Here is a 12,184-nt window from a genome sequence, read left to right on the forward strand (position 1 = left end):
CCGGCCCCGAACGCCGCTGGACCTGCGCGTGAACAGCACGGGGCACAGGGACGAAACGGCAATAGGGGGTATCGGGATATCCGCGGCGACAGCGGAGCGTGCGGGCCGCTGGGGCGCCTCGCGGTCGGCGCGGCTCCGCCGTCGGCCCGCGGTTCCCCAGGGGTGGCGGGCGGGGCGTCAGGAGGGCCGGTAGCGGGCCCGGACGTGGAAGCGCTCGCCCTGGGGGCCGAGGATGCTCAGGTATTCGACGGGGTGGGAGTCGGCGTTGCCGAACCAGTGCGGGAGGTGGGTGTCGAATTCGGCGACCTCGCCCGCGACGAGGACCAGGTCCTGGTCGCCGAGCACCAGGCGCAGGCGTCCGCTGAGGACGTAGAGCCAGTGGTAGCCCTCGTGCGAGCGCGGGTCGGGTTCGAGGTCGGCCGGGCCGGCCGGGAGGATGTGCTTGAACGCCTGGAGTCCGCCGGGGTTGCGGGTCAGGGGGATGACGGTCATGCCGTTGTAGGTCGTGGGCCGGGGGTAGACCCGCGGATCGCCGCTGGCCGGGGCGTCGACGAGCTCGTCGAGCGGCACCTGGTAGGCCCGCGCCAGGGGAAGCAGCAGCTCCAGGCCCGGCTTGCGGTGGCCGGACTCCAGGCGGGACAGGGTGCTGACCGGGATGCCGGTCTTCTCCGACAGCGAGGTCAGGGTCACTCCCCTGCGGCGGCGCATCTCGCGCAGCCGGGGGCCGACCGCACTGAGTACGGCGTCGAACTCGTCGCTCATACCCCGACTATGCCCAGGGTTTTGCGGTTTCCGCAAACGGCTTTGTCATCCGGCCGCCGGTGGCGGCAGGTTGGTGCCGGAGGCGGTCACGACGGCCCGCGGCGGTGTCCGGTATGACGCGGTGGTCGTCGGCGGCGGGTCGGCGGCGCACATGCGGCGCCGGCCTCATCGCCGACGGCACCCGCCGCGCCGTGCGCGCCCGGCGCGGCCCCTCCTTCCGGGAGCCGGAGGCGCGCCTGTGCGAACAGGTCATGGGCGACCGGCACCACGGCTTCTCGACCACACCCGACCCATCACGGAGGCAAGGAACATGGGCGACATGGGCGAACAGTCCTGGGACGAGCGGTACCGCAGTCGCGACCGGCTCTTCAGCGGCGACCCGAACGGGGTACTCGTCACCGAAGCCGCCGGCCTGCCGCCGGGGCAGGCGCTGGACGTGGGCTGCGGTGAAGGCGGCGACGCCCTGTGGCTGGCCCGGCGCGGCTGGCTGGTCACCGCGGTCGACATCTCCCGCGTCGCCCTGCGGCGCGCCGCCGCCGCGGGGGCGGACGTCGCCGGCCGCGTGGCGTGGCGGCACGCCGACCTGACCGCCGTTCCGCCGCCGGCCGGCGCGTTCGACCTGGTGTCCGCGCAGTACTTCCCGCTCGTGCGCGAGCCGGGCCACACCGCGCTGCGCGGCCTGCTGGACGCGGTCGCCCCCGGCGGCACGCTGCTCTTCGGCAGCCACGACACCGCCGACCTGCCACCCGACCATGAGCACGGCTTCGATCCGGACGCCTACTACCGGCCGGCCGAGATCGCCGGCCTCCTCGACGACGGCTGGACCGTCCTGGTCGCCGAGACCCGCCCGCGGACCGCTCCCGCCCCCGCGGGCACCCGCCACACGCGCGACACCGTCCTGCGGGCGCGGCGCGGGCGGTGACGCCGCCCGGCACCGCCGGGCCGCAATCGCCGCGCCGCGCGATATCCGCACGGGAAGCCTTGACAAATTCATTTGTCAAGGCTTTCCTGGAGGGCATGCAGGACATCGAGGTGATCGCCGATCCAGCCGCCGCCGTGGTGGCGCTCGACCCGATACGCGCACGGCTGCTCGCCGAACTGCGCCGGCCGGCGTCGGCCGCGGCGCTGGCCGCGCGGGTGGGGCTGACCCGGCAGAAGGTGAACTACCACCTACGCCAACTGGAGGCGCACGGGCTGGTCGAGGTGGCCGAGACCCGCACGTGGGGCGGGCTCACCGAGCGGCTGCTGGTGGCCACCGCCGCCGGCTACGTGGTGGCGCCGGAACCGCTCGGCGCCGAGCGCGCCCCGGCGCCCGAGGGCGACCGGATGTCGGCCGCCTACCTGATCGCGCTCGCGGCCAGGGCGGTCCGCGAGGTCGGCGCGCTGGCGCGGCGCGCCGCCCGCGCGGGCAAGGCCCTGCCCGTCGTCGCGCTCGACACCGACATCCGCTTCGCCACACCGGAGGACCGCGCCGACTTCGCCGACGAGCTCGCCACCGCCGTGGCGCGCATCGCGGCGAAGTACCACGACGAGCAGGCACCGGACGGCCGGTGGCAGCGGCTCCTGGTCGCCGTCCACCCCCGCCCCAAGGACGGCGGCGCATGAGCGACGACCGCGACGCGCACGCCGCCCACTCCGAGATGGAGGTCCCGGCCACTCCCGAGGACGTCTGGCGGGCGATCACGACCGTTTCCGGCAGCGCGGCGTGGTTCTTCCCCACCGAGGCCGAACCCCGTGAGGGCGGCGCCGTCCGGCTGCGCAGAGGACCCTTCGCACCCGACTCCTCGGCCACGGTGACCGCCTGGGAGCCGCCGCACCGGTTCGCCTACGAGGAGCGGGCCGTTGCGCCCGCCCCCTCGATCGCGACCGAGTTCCTCGTGGAGGCCCGCGAGCAGGGCGGTTGCGTCGTGCGCGTGGTCAGCAGCCTGTACGCCGACGGCGCGGGCTGGGACGACGTCGCCGAGGAGACCGGCACGGGGTGGCGGATGGCCCTGCTGCTCCTGCGCTCCTATGCCACCCACTTCCCCGGCCGGACCGCCGCCCGGCTCGACCTCATGGCGCCCGTCGGCGCTCCGCCGGGCGCGCGCGCCGAGGTGGGCGCGGCCGTCCGGGAGTCGCTGGGGCTGGGCGGCGCCACCGCCGGCGCGTCGTTTCGCACCCCCGAGGGGGCGCCGCCCGTGAGCGGGACGGTCGAGCACCTCGGGCCCTACTTCATCCTGCTGCGCGCGCGGCGCCCCTGCCCGGCGCTGTTCGCCATCTCCAGCTTCCCCATGGACGCCGTCACACTCTCGGTCAACGTGACCGGGCGCCTGTTCGGGCCGGGGGCCGACGCCGTCGCCGCCCGGGAGCTCCCGCGGTGGCGCGACTGGCTCGCCCGCCTCACCGCGGCGAACACGACCTGACCGACCACCGAAGGGAACCGACCGTCATGCTGCTCGATGCCAAGAACGCCATCGTCTACGGGGGCGGCGGCCGGGTGGGCACCGCACTCGCCACCGCGTTCGCCCGCGAGGGCGCGAAGGTCCACCTCGCGGGCCGGACCCGCGCGACACTCGACGCCGTCGCCGAACGCATCCGCGCCGACGGCGGCCGCGCCGAGACCGCCGTCCTCGACGCGCTCGACGAGGCCGCGGTCGACGAGCACGCCGACGCGGTCGCCGCGGGCTCGGGCAGCGTCGACATCTCCGTCAGCGTCATCGACGTCGCCGACGTCCAGGGGACGCCGCTGGTCGGGATGTCCCTGGCGGACTTCGAGCGCCCGGTCCGCATCGCGACGCGCTCCACGTTCATCACCGCGCGTGCCGCGGCGCGGCACATGGTCCGGCAGCGGTCGGGCGTCATCCTCACGTTCGGGGGCGACGGCGGCGGCGAGCCGATCCGCGACTACGCGATCGGCGGGTTCCAGGTCGCCCTCGGCGCGGTCGACGTCCTGCGCCGCCAGCTCGCGGCGGAGCTCGGGGAGTACGGGATCCGGGTGCTGGCGCTGCACACCGGCGGCATCACCGAGAGCCTCCCTGAGGACTTCGGCGCCCGCGAGGCCATCACCGACATGATCGTCGGCAAGACGATGCTCAAGCGCGCGGCGACGTTCGCCGACGTGGGCAACGTGGCCGCGTTCGCGGCGTCCGACCTCGCCCGCTCCATGACCGCGACGTCGCTCAACATCACCGCCGGAGCCGTCACCGACTGAGCCGGCCCGGGGGGCGCGGTCCCGCCCGCGGCCGCGGCCGCCCCGGTCCCCGCCGGATGCGCCGGGACGGCGGCGCGCGGGGACCGGGGCACGGTGGGGCGGGTCCGGGTCGAAGGTGGCGGAGGCGTCGAACCGGGCCGGGCGCCGATTCCCCGCACGCCCCCGCCCGGTGGCGCGTCCGGCCCGGTCCCCGACCGCCGGCGCCGTAGCCCGCTCCGCCGCTCCCGGGCCGGGACCGGGGCCGCCGGGCGGATGGGCGCCCGCCCCGCTCAGGCCAGGAGCTCGCGGACCAGGGCGTCTGCCCACCAGTGTTCGACCCGGTCCGGTGTCCAGCCGCGTTCGGCGGTCAGGGTGGTGTAGACGTCGATGTTGCACAGGGCCGCGTAGACGTCGACGGCGTCGGCCACCTCCATGCCCGGCCGCAGGGTGCCGGCCGGCCACGCGGAGAACACCTGGACGCGGGTCTCGTCGCCGCGGCGGCGGGCGTCGGCGTAGGTCGTCGCCAGCTCGGGCTCGGTGCGCCCCGCTTCGCGGACCAGGGTGATCACGTCGCCCGCGCGCTCGTAGAGGCGCCGGTCGTAGGCGGACATCGCGGCGAGCTGCCGCGCGGGCGCGGCCCCGGCCCCGTCGAGTTCGGCGAGCATCCGCGGGATGCCGGCCGAGAGGTCGGCGGAGTCGGCCAGCGCGAGGGTGAGCCCGGTCTTGCCGCCGTAGGCCGAGTAGACGGTCGGCACGGAGACTCCCGCCGTCCGCGCCACGTCGCGCACCGCCGTGGCCGCCCATCCCTGCTCGACGAAGAGCCGGCGGGCGGCGCGGGCGATCTCGGACCGGGTCTCCCGTGCCTGCGCCGTGCGGCGCAGTGAGTCGTATCGGCGCCGTCCTGTTCCGTCGTCCATGGTCCCCCTGCGTCCAGCGATACATCCGCTCGCTATATTGAATATATACACGTAAAACCAAATCTGGGGCGACCGCCCTTCCCTTCTCCCGGCTGTACGGCATCGCCGCCCTCGGCTTCGCCACCATGATCGTGCTCGCCAACGTGATCGCGGTACCCGCCGGCCTGCCCAAGACCGGCGCCGACCCCGCCGATGTGTCCGCCTTCTTCGCCGCGCGGGCCGGAACCGTCGGCGCCTCCTCCGCACTCACCCCCGCCGCGTGGGTGCTGGCCACGGTGTTCGGCGCCGGCGTGGTGGCCGCCGTGCGCGGCGGCGAGCGCGACCGCGGTGAGGCGTGGTCGCTGCTGGGGTTCACCAGGCTCGCCCTGCAGAACGCCGCCTTCGCCGGGGTCGTCGCGCTCCGGCTGGCCCTCACGTCGACGGCCCCCGGCAACGGCGCCGCGACCGCGGGGCTGTGGGCGCTGCACGACGCGCTGTTCACGCTCAACGGCACGTTCCTGGCGCTCGCCCTGCTCGGCCTGTCCGTCAGCGGCCTGCGCGCCGGCCTCATCCGCGCGTGGCACGCCGTCCTCGGGCTGGTCTCCGCCGGCCTGCTCTTCAGCTCGGCCACCCTCGCTCCCCTGGTCATCGACCATGGCGGGCCGCTCGGCCTGCTCGGCCTCGCGGGGTGGCTGCCGTGGGTCGCCTGGATCGCCGCCTACGGCGTCGCCCTGATCCGCCTGCCGGCCGGCCACCGGGACCGGACCCCGGCCGCCGCGTAAGGGGTACGGCCGGACACGCCTCCGGCCCGGCCGCGGTGGCGGTCGGGCCGGAGGTGGGGAAGAGGAGTGAGGAAGAGGGAGGACCGGTCGCCGTCGGCCGTCCCGGCGGGCGGCCGGCGTCATCCCCGCCGGGGGCCGCCGGTCTCGGACGGTCCGGTGCGGGAGCGGGCGCGGATCGCGCTGAGGGCGAGCAGCCCGCCGATTCCGGGGACGACGGCGTAGAGGCGGGCGCGCGGCGCGGCCGTGACCGCCAGGGTCGTCGCGATGACCGCCAGGTAGGCGGCGCCGTGGGTCGGGCCGGTGACCGAGGAGACGGCCGGCGCGTGCACCGTGAGCAGGTTGGCGAGCAGGGCGGCGAGCGAGGCGGCCTCGACGGCGGCGGCCGCCCGCAGTGCGCGCACGGGGATCACACCCCCGTCGTCGAGCCGGGGCGGACGATCATGAGCACGACGACGACCGCCCAGAGGATGTTGAAGGCGCCGGTGAGGCCGCTGAGCCGCGCCGCTGCGCGGCGGGGCCCGCCGCCGGCGGCCGTGTCGGCGTCCGGCGCGAGCATGCGCCGCTGGTGGGGCAGGATCGCCAGCGCGAGGATGCCGGCGGCCACAGCGGTCAGCGCGATCGACACCAGCAGCCAGGCATCGGTGAGGACGCCGAGCTGCGCGCCCGTGGCGAGGCCGAAGACGGGGACGATGATGCCCACGACCGCGTAGCCCCGGCAGATGCGGTGCAGCAGCGCGGCGATCCCGGCGGCGCGTCCGTCCGGGGCGGAGCCGTCCTGAGCGGCCTGCCGCGCGTAGCGCGGGAACAGGGAGGCGGCGACGGCGATCGGGCCGATCGTCAGGATCGCCGCGATGACGTGCACGGACAACAGGAATGCGGCCACGGTGGCCCTCCGGAGTCGATATGTTGGCTACCAATACGTTCGCTCCCAATAGATACACCATCGGCGAACTCGTTAGGTAGGCTGCCTACCTATGAGAGCGGACGCGGTGCGCGGGCACCTCGACGGGCTGTTGCTGGCCGTGCTGGAACAGGGGCCGCTGCACGGATACGCGATCATCACCGCGGTCCAGCAGCGCAGCGGCGGTGCGCTGGAGCTGCGCACCGGCACCATCTACCCGGCCCTGAACCGGCTGGAGCGGATCGGGCTGCTCAGCAGCAGCTGGGAATCGGTCGGCGACCGGCGCCGGCGCTGCTACCGGCTCACCGAGGCGGGGCGGCGCGGCCTGGTCACCGAGCGCACGGCGTGGCAGGAGTTCACCAGCGCGATCGGCTCGGTCCTGGACCCCGCCGCCCCGGCCACCCCCCGGACCGCCTCGTGAAGGCGGCCGGCGGGCCGGCCGACCCCATCGGCGACCACATCGCGGCGCTGTCGGCCGCCCTGCACGGCCCGCCGCGGGCCAAGGCGCGGATGATCGCCGAAATGCGCGACGGCCTCGCCGACGCCGCGGCGGCGCACGCCGGCGCCGGGATGGCCGGCGAGCGGGCCGCCCGCGAGGCGGTCCGCGGGTTCGGGACCGTCGAGGAGGTCGCGCCCGGCTGCCAGCGCGAGCTGACCATCGCCCAGGCACGGCGCACCGCGGCCGCCGTCGCCCTCGCTGTGCCGCTGGTGATGGCCTGCTGGTACCTGATCGTCAGCGCCGGGCACGACCCCGCGTGGCCGCCGCCGCCCACGGCCCTGCTGCCGGCCGGGGTGACCATCGCCGCCGCCGTGGTCTCCGCGGCGGCCATGGCCGCCACCGGCGGGCTCGCCCGCCGGCTCGCCCTTCCCGACCGGCTGCCCCTCGCGATGGCCTGGACCGCCACCACCGCCAGCGTGGCCATGGTGGTCGCCACGATCACCATGGCCGTCGCCACCCCGCTGACCGCCGACTGGCCGCTGGTCGCCCTCGCCGGGCTGCTCACGGCGACCGCGCACGGCACGGTGGCGGCTTCGGCACGCGCCTGCCGCCACTGCGCCCGCCTGGCCGGCGCCCCTCCCGCCGCCGCTTCGGCAGACGGGTAGAGGGGGTGCGGTCCCCCGGTGACGCCTCAGTCGCCGCCGGGGATCCGGTCCAGGCTCAGCGCCCGCGACGGGCAGAGGCCGACCGCCTCGCGCGCGCCGCGCCGGAGCTCCTCCGTCGCGGGCGCGGGGTCGGCGACCACCACGCGGCCGTCGTCGTCATCCTGCTCGAAGACGCCGGGGGCGGTCAGCACGCACATCCCCGCGGAGACGCAGGCGTCGCGGTCGGCGCGGATCCGGATCACCGCGCGCCCCAGGTCACGGGCAGTCCGTGGACCCCGAAGATGACCATGTCGTCGCGCAGCGGCACGTCCTCGGACTCCACCGCCAGCCGCAGGTCGGGGAACCGGCGGAACAGGGCCGAGAAGCCGACCTGCATCTCCACCCGCGCGAGTTGCTGGCCCAGGCACTGGTGGACACCGTGCCCGAAGGCCACGTGGCCGGCCGCGGACCGGGCCAGGTCGAGGGTGTCGGGGTCGGTGAAGCGCTCGGGGTCGCGGTTGCCGCCGGGCAGCGAGACCAGGACGCTCTCCCCCTTGCGGACGGTGACGCCTTCGAGTTCGACGTCCTCCAGGGCGGCGCGGATCGTCCCGGGGACGATCGGGAGGTAGCGCAGCAGCTCCTCGACCGCGTTGTCGACGGTCGCGGGGTCGGTGACCAGGGGGATCTGTTCCGGGTTCTGCACGAGGGCGAAGACGCCCAGGCCCAGCAGGTTCGTGGTGGTGTCGAACCCGGCGCCCAGCAGCATGAAGGCCATGCTGACGACCTCGGTGTCGGTGAGGTCGCGGCCGTCCTCGATGAGCCCGCTGATCAGGTCGTCGGCCGGTTCGGCCCGCTTGCGCGCCACGAGTTCGCTGAGGTAGCCGTTGATGGACATCAGGATCCGCTGCTTGACCTCTGCCGCGTCGGGGCGGGAGAGGTCGGTGACCTCCTGCTGGAAGCGGTCCCGGTCGTCGGTCGGCACGCCGAGCATCTCGCAGATCATCTGGGCGGGGATCGGCGCGGCGTAGTCGCGCACCAGCTCCGACGGCGGGCCGGCCTCCTCCATGCGGTCCAGGCACTCCTCGGCGATCTGCTCGATGCGGGCGGTCAGCCGGCGCATGCGGCGCACGGTGAACTGCCCGGTGAGCAGGCGCCGGTAGCGGGTGTGGTCCGGGGGGTCCATCCCGATGAACATGCCGGGCGGGGCGGGCGGGGTGGTGTCCTGGCCGCTGAACGGAGTGCTGCGCAGCTCCTGCCGGGCGCTGAACCGCGGGTCGGCGAGAACGGAGCGGATCGTGCTCCGCCGGGTGATCACCCACCCGGGCCGGCCATCGGGGTAGCGCACGGGCGCGATCGTGCGCTCCCCGCGCAGCGCCGTGATCGCATCGGGGAGGCTGAAGGGGCCGGGGCTGTGCAGGGGGAAGGTCAGGGGTTCGGTGGTCGTCATCGTGTCGCCGTCCTAGCCGGGCGGCCGCCCAGCGGTGGCCGCCCGTGTCCTGGGGTCTGGGGTGCGGCGCGAGCCGGGGACCCGGGGCCGGCTCGACCGCGATCACATGAAACTACATCGAGTGTAAGCATGCAATGGGAGCAACGTTAGCTTGGGTGTAAAATTCGCGTATGGATGAGTCACGGCGCGAGCGCAAGAAACGACAGACCCGGCGGCTGATCGCCGAGACGGCGATCCGGATGTTCGCCGAGCAGGGCTACGAGCAGACGACCGTCGCCCAGATCGCCTCGGCCGCGGACGTGGCCACGAAGACGTTCTTCAACCACTTCCCCAGCAAGGAGGACGTCCTCTTCGAGGACTACCGCAGATATAACGACGTCGTTCTGGCGGTGATCGCCGACCGGCACCCCGACGACGGCATGACCGACCTGCTGGAGCGGGTCTACGACGCGATGATGGACGACTATCTGGACCAAGGCGTCGGCAGCCGCGACAAAGCGTTGATGGAGACCTACACCGAACTGCTCATGACCGTGCCCGCCCTCCAGGCCAAGGCCCTGCACCTGTCGTCCGACCTCCAGCGGCGGATCGCCGGGGCGCTGGCCGACGCCTTCCCCGACAAGCTCGACCCGATCAGCGCCGGAGCCGCGGTCGGCGCCATGGTGGGCGCGATCCAGGGGGCCGCCCTGGCGAGCATGGAGCGAGACGAGTCCCGAGACCGGCTCTTCGAGGCCATGCGGTGCGGGCGGGACATCGCGCTGCGCGGGCTGCACGCGTTCTGACCGGGGCCCGTCCGCAACGGGCCGGACCCCGCCCCCCGGTCCGGCCCGCCGCCTCCCCACCCGAAAACCGGATGCGCGCCGCCCCGGCTTCGGGTAGGTTCACGCCCGTGCCAGAGTCGAACAGAGTGTGCCGCCCCTAGCGGCGGCGTGACCTCTCCTTTCCACGCTCCGCCGCATCAGCGTCCACCGCCGGTGCGGCCCCTCGGGCTGCCCGGCTCCGCGCTCGATCCACGGAGTCCTCTGTGCATCCCTGTCCGACCCGTGGCCGCCGGCACACCGGCCGCCACCGCCTCTCGACCGCTTCCGCCGTTCCCGGCCGCACCCACTCCCCCGCCGCAGGGGGCCCGCGGTGAACCGGAACGCACTCACCCTCAGCACCGTTCTGCTGGCCCTGGTGACCGTCCCACTGACGATCACCGGAGCCGCCGTCGCGCTGCCCGGCCTCCAAGGCGGCCTCGGCGCCGACCTCGCGGCGGCCCAGTGGGTCGTCAACGGCTACAACGCCTGCTTCGCCGGGTTCCTGACCTTCGGCGGCTCGCTCGCCGACCTCGTCGGGCGGCGGCGCATGTTCGCCGCCGGGGTGGCGCTGTTCTGCGCCGGCAGCTTGGCGTGCGCGCTGGCCGGCGACATCGCCCTGCTCATCGCCGCGCGGGCGGTCGCCGGCGTCGGGGCGGCCGCCACCACGGCGGCGGGGTCGTCGATCCTGGCCGCGACGTTCGACGGCCCGGCGCGCGCCCGCGCGTTCGGGCTGCTGGGAACGGTGCTCGGCGCCGGTCTCGCGTTCGGCCCGACCGTCTCCGGCGCGCTCGTGGCCGCGGCGGACTGGCGGGCCGTCTTCGCGGTGCCCGCCACCCTGTCCGCTCTCGTCCTGCTGCTGTGCCCCCTGCTCCCGCCCCTGCCCGGGGCGGCGGGGCGGCGCGTGGACTGGGCGGGCGGGGCACTGTTCACCGCCGCGCTGATGCTGCTCATCTTCGTGCTCGTCGAGGCGCCGTCGCTCGGCTTCACCGACCCGGTGGTCGTCGCCGGCCTCGTGGCCGTGCTCGGGCTGAGCGCCGGGTTCGTGGCCGCCGAGCGGCGCTGCGCCGACCCGATGTTCGACCTCGGTCTCGTGGCGAACCGGCCGTTCGTCGCGTTCTCCCTGGCAGCGGGGGTGCTGATGGTGGTCATGGTTCCGCTGCTGGTCTACCTGCCGTCGTACCTGATCGCCGTCGTCGGGCTGGGCGCCGGCGAGGCGGGGGCCTGGCTGCTCATGCTCACCGTGCCCTCGGTCGTGCTGCCGCCGGTGGGTGCGGTGGTCGCCCGCCGCTCGCGCGGCGCCCTCGTCGCGGGGGCGCTCGTCTTCAGCGGGGCGGGGGCGGCCCTGCTCGTCACGGCCGGCGCCGACAGCACCCCGGGGCAGCTCGCCGCGCCTCTGCTGCTCATCGGAACGGGCGTCGGGCTGACCACGGGGGTCATCGACGGCCTGGCCGTCTCCAGTGTGCGCACCGAGCAGGCCGGTACCGCCGCCGGCCTGTTCAACACCGCGCGCCTGGCGACGGAGACCGTGGCGTTGGCGGTGGTCGGCACGGCACTGGCCGTCCTCAGCGGCGGCCGGCTCGACGGTCCCGGCTTCACCACCGCCCTGCACACCGTCGGCGCCGCCCTCGGTGCGGTCGCCGCCGCGGCGGCCGTCACCGTGATCGTCCTGCTGCGCGGCCGGACCCCCGGCTGAGCCGACGGGTGAGCCCCGCCGCCGTCCGCGGCCCGTCCACGGGCGCACACTCCGGTGAGCGCGCCCGTGGACGCCGCGGCACGGTGCGGATGCGACCGGCCGGTCAGCCGTCCGCGGAAGCGCCCCAGCCGCCTTGGACCATGGTCTGGAACCGCCACTCGCCCCCGCTGCGGATCAGCACGTCCGCGTAGTGCAGCCGCGTGGATTCGCCGCCCACGGTCATGGTGGAGCCGGTGAACACGACCGCCAGCGCCCCGCTCAGGAAGAACGGGGTCCGGGTCGAGTCGAAGGACACCTCCCCCTCCACCCGGCCCAGCGACTCCCGGGTGGAGCGGATGAACTCGGCCCGGTCCGACTGGGCCGCGGACCCCGTTCCGGCCCCGTCATCGGTGACCGCGTTCAGCGGAAAGACCGCCATGTCGGCCATCGCCTCGGCGTCACCCCGCGCGGCCAGCCCGTCGTAGCGGGTGAACCACTCCGCAAGGCTCTCCCGCTCCTCCTCCGTGGGCGTATACCCGGTCGACCACGCCTCGGCGGTGCCGTGCACATCGGCCATCGTCCTGTCCTCCTGGATCCGCGATATTGTCGATCGTACAGTGAACCGTACAGCATACGCTCCACGGCATGCGCCGAGATCGCCGGCGGCCGGCC

The 12,184-nt window shown here is 75.0% G+C and carries 16 protein-coding genes; 9 read left to right on the top strand and 7 right to left on the bottom strand.

All coding sequences use genetic code 11. The features are described from left to right. Positions 1–177 precede the first annotated feature (177 nt). Entirely contained in the window at positions 178–762 is a 585-nt protein-coding gene (locus ACFO4E_RS11375; protein ID WP_378573692.1) for a helix-turn-helix domain-containing protein, read from the bottom strand. 319 nt (positions 763–1,081) lie between these two features. On the opposite strand from ACFO4E_RS11375, the gene ACFO4E_RS11380 reads away from it, so the two are divergent. The 4 genes from ACFO4E_RS11380 to ACFO4E_RS11395 all read left to right on the top strand — a co-directional run bounded on the left by ACFO4E_RS11380 (position 1,082) and on the right by ACFO4E_RS11395 (position 3,952). Beyond that, positions 1,082–1,684 (top strand): class I SAM-dependent methyltransferase, encoded by a 603-nt coding sequence (locus tag ACFO4E_RS11380; protein WP_378573694.1) that lies wholly within the window; start codon positions 1,082–1,084, stop codon positions 1,682–1,684. Between the two features lie 95 nt (positions 1,685–1,779). Continuing rightward, on the top strand, positions 1,780–2,367 hold the full coding sequence (locus ACFO4E_RS11385) for a helix-turn-helix domain-containing protein (protein ID WP_378573696.1): 588 nt from the start codon (positions 1,780–1,782) through the stop codon (positions 2,365–2,367). Then, positions 2,364–3,164 (top strand): SRPBCC family protein, encoded by an 801-nt coding sequence (locus ACFO4E_RS11390; RefSeq protein WP_378573698.1) that lies wholly within the window; start codon positions 2,364–2,366, stop codon positions 3,162–3,164. Before ACFO4E_RS11385 ends, ACFO4E_RS11390 begins: the two co-directional genes overlap by 4 nt. A 26-nt stretch (positions 3,165–3,190) precedes the next feature. Continuing rightward, positions 3,191–3,952, top strand: a complete 762-nt coding sequence (locus ACFO4E_RS11395) for an SDR family NAD(P)-dependent oxidoreductase (protein ID WP_378573700.1) — start codon at positions 3,191–3,193, stop codon at positions 3,950–3,952. Between the two features lie 269 nt (positions 3,953–4,221). Here the strand turns inward: ACFO4E_RS11395 and ACFO4E_RS11400 are convergent, their stop codons facing one another. Then, a complete protein-coding gene (locus ACFO4E_RS11400) occupies positions 4,222–4,848 on the bottom strand; it encodes a TetR/AcrR family transcriptional regulator (protein ID WP_378573702.1) in 627 nt (208 codons plus the stop codon). A gap of 125 nt (positions 4,849–4,973) precedes the next feature. Here ACFO4E_RS11400 and ACFO4E_RS11405 point away from each other — a divergent pair, with 125 nt between their 5' ends. Then, positions 4,974–5,609: a hypothetical protein gene (locus tag ACFO4E_RS11405; RefSeq protein WP_378573704.1), complete on the top strand. Its 636-nt coding sequence runs from the start codon at positions 4,974–4,976 to the stop codon at positions 5,607–5,609. A 119-nt stretch (positions 5,610–5,728) separates the two neighbouring features. On the opposite strand, the gene ACFO4E_RS11410 is transcribed toward ACFO4E_RS11405, so the two are convergent. Both ACFO4E_RS11410 and ACFO4E_RS11415 read right to left on the bottom strand, forming a co-directional pair. After that, entirely contained in the window at positions 5,729–6,019 is a 291-nt protein-coding gene (locus ACFO4E_RS11410) for a hypothetical protein (RefSeq protein ID WP_378573705.1), read from the bottom strand. Next, entirely contained in the window at positions 6,016–6,492 is a 477-nt protein-coding gene (locus ACFO4E_RS11415; RefSeq protein WP_378573707.1) for a hypothetical protein, read from the bottom strand. The genes ACFO4E_RS11410 and ACFO4E_RS11415 overlap by 4 nt, the downstream gene beginning before the upstream one ends. A gap of 91 nt (positions 6,493–6,583) precedes the next feature. On the opposite strand from ACFO4E_RS11415, the gene ACFO4E_RS11420 reads away from it, so the two are divergent. Then, entirely contained in the window at positions 6,584–6,931 is a 348-nt protein-coding gene (locus ACFO4E_RS11420; protein WP_378573709.1) for a PadR family transcriptional regulator, read from the top strand. Further along, positions 6,928–7,614 (top strand): permease prefix domain 1-containing protein, encoded by a 687-nt coding sequence (locus ACFO4E_RS11425; protein WP_378573711.1) that lies wholly within the window; start codon positions 6,928–6,930, stop codon positions 7,612–7,614. The genes ACFO4E_RS11420 and ACFO4E_RS11425 overlap by 4 nt, the downstream gene beginning before the upstream one ends. A 26-nt stretch (positions 7,615–7,640) precedes the next feature. On the opposite strand, the gene ACFO4E_RS11430 is transcribed toward ACFO4E_RS11425, so the two are convergent. Then, positions 7,641–7,856, bottom strand: a complete 216-nt coding sequence (locus tag ACFO4E_RS11430; protein WP_378573713.1) for a ferredoxin — start codon at positions 7,854–7,856, stop codon at positions 7,641–7,643. Then, positions 7,853–9,040: a cytochrome P450 gene (locus tag ACFO4E_RS11435; RefSeq protein WP_378573715.1), complete on the bottom strand. Its 1,188-nt coding sequence runs from the start codon at positions 9,038–9,040 to the stop codon at positions 7,853–7,855. Before ACFO4E_RS11435 ends, ACFO4E_RS11430 begins: the two co-directional genes overlap by 4 nt. A 170-nt stretch (positions 9,041–9,210) precedes the next feature. Between ACFO4E_RS11435 and ACFO4E_RS11440 the strand changes: the two genes are divergently transcribed. Both ACFO4E_RS11440 and ACFO4E_RS11445 read left to right on the top strand, forming a co-directional pair. After that, positions 9,211–9,822, top strand: a complete 612-nt coding sequence (locus ACFO4E_RS11440) for a TetR/AcrR family transcriptional regulator (protein WP_378573717.1) — start codon at positions 9,211–9,213, stop codon at positions 9,820–9,822. Between the two features lie 349 nt (positions 9,823–10,171). After that, positions 10,172–11,533, top strand: coding sequence for an MFS transporter (locus tag ACFO4E_RS11445; protein ID WP_378573719.1), 1,362 nt, complete (start codon positions 10,172–10,174; stop codon positions 11,531–11,533). Positions 11,534–11,636: 103 nt separating this feature from the next. Here the strand turns inward: ACFO4E_RS11445 and ACFO4E_RS11450 are convergent, their stop codons facing one another. Further along, positions 11,637–12,089, bottom strand: a complete 453-nt coding sequence (locus tag ACFO4E_RS11450) for a nuclear transport factor 2 family protein (RefSeq protein WP_378573721.1) — start codon at positions 12,087–12,089, stop codon at positions 11,637–11,639. Positions 12,090–12,184 lie beyond the last annotated feature (95 nt).

The sequence above is a fragment of the Nocardiopsis mangrovi genome (assembly GCF_042653925.1).
Classification (GTDB): Bacteria; Actinomycetota; Actinomycetes; order Streptosporangiales; family Streptosporangiaceae; genus Nocardiopsis_B; species Nocardiopsis_B mangrovi.

Excerpts from the sequence above, each read along its gene's own strand:
- ACFO4E_RS11450 (WP_378573721.1), bottom strand. The coding sequence starts at position 12,089 with ATGGCCGATGTGCACGGCACCGCCGAGGCGTGGTCGACCGGGTATACG.
- ACFO4E_RS11420 (WP_378573709.1), top strand. The coding sequence starts at position 6,584 with ATGAGAGCGGACGCGGTGCGCGGGCACCTCGACGGGCTGTTGCTGGCC.
- ACFO4E_RS11435 (WP_378573715.1), bottom strand. The coding sequence starts at position 9,040 with ATGACGACCACCGAACCCCTGACCTTCCCCCTGCACAGCCCCGGCCCC.
- ACFO4E_RS11405 (WP_378573704.1), top strand. The coding sequence starts at position 4,974 with ATGATCGTGCTCGCCAACGTGATCGCGGTACCCGCCGGCCTGCCCAAG.
- ACFO4E_RS11440 (WP_378573717.1), top strand. The coding sequence starts at position 9,211 with ATGGATGAGTCACGGCGCGAGCGCAAGAAACGACAGACCCGGCGGCTG.
- ACFO4E_RS11390 (WP_378573698.1), top strand. The coding sequence starts at position 2,364 with ATGAGCGACGACCGCGACGCGCACGCCGCCCACTCCGAGATGGAGGTC.
- ACFO4E_RS11380 (WP_378573694.1), top strand. The coding sequence starts at position 1,082 with ATGGGCGAACAGTCCTGGGACGAGCGGTACCGCAGTCGCGACCGGCTC.
- ACFO4E_RS11395 (WP_378573700.1), top strand. The coding sequence starts at position 3,191 with ATGCTGCTCGATGCCAAGAACGCCATCGTCTACGGGGGCGGCGGCCGG.
- ACFO4E_RS11400 (WP_378573702.1), bottom strand. The coding sequence starts at position 4,848 with ATGGACGACGGAACAGGACGGCGCCGATACGACTCACTGCGCCGCACG.
- ACFO4E_RS11375 (WP_378573692.1), bottom strand. The coding sequence starts at position 762 with ATGAGCGACGAGTTCGACGCCGTACTCAGTGCGGTCGGCCCCCGGCTG.
- ACFO4E_RS11385 (WP_378573696.1), top strand. The coding sequence starts at position 1,780 with ATGCAGGACATCGAGGTGATCGCCGATCCAGCCGCCGCCGTGGTGGCG.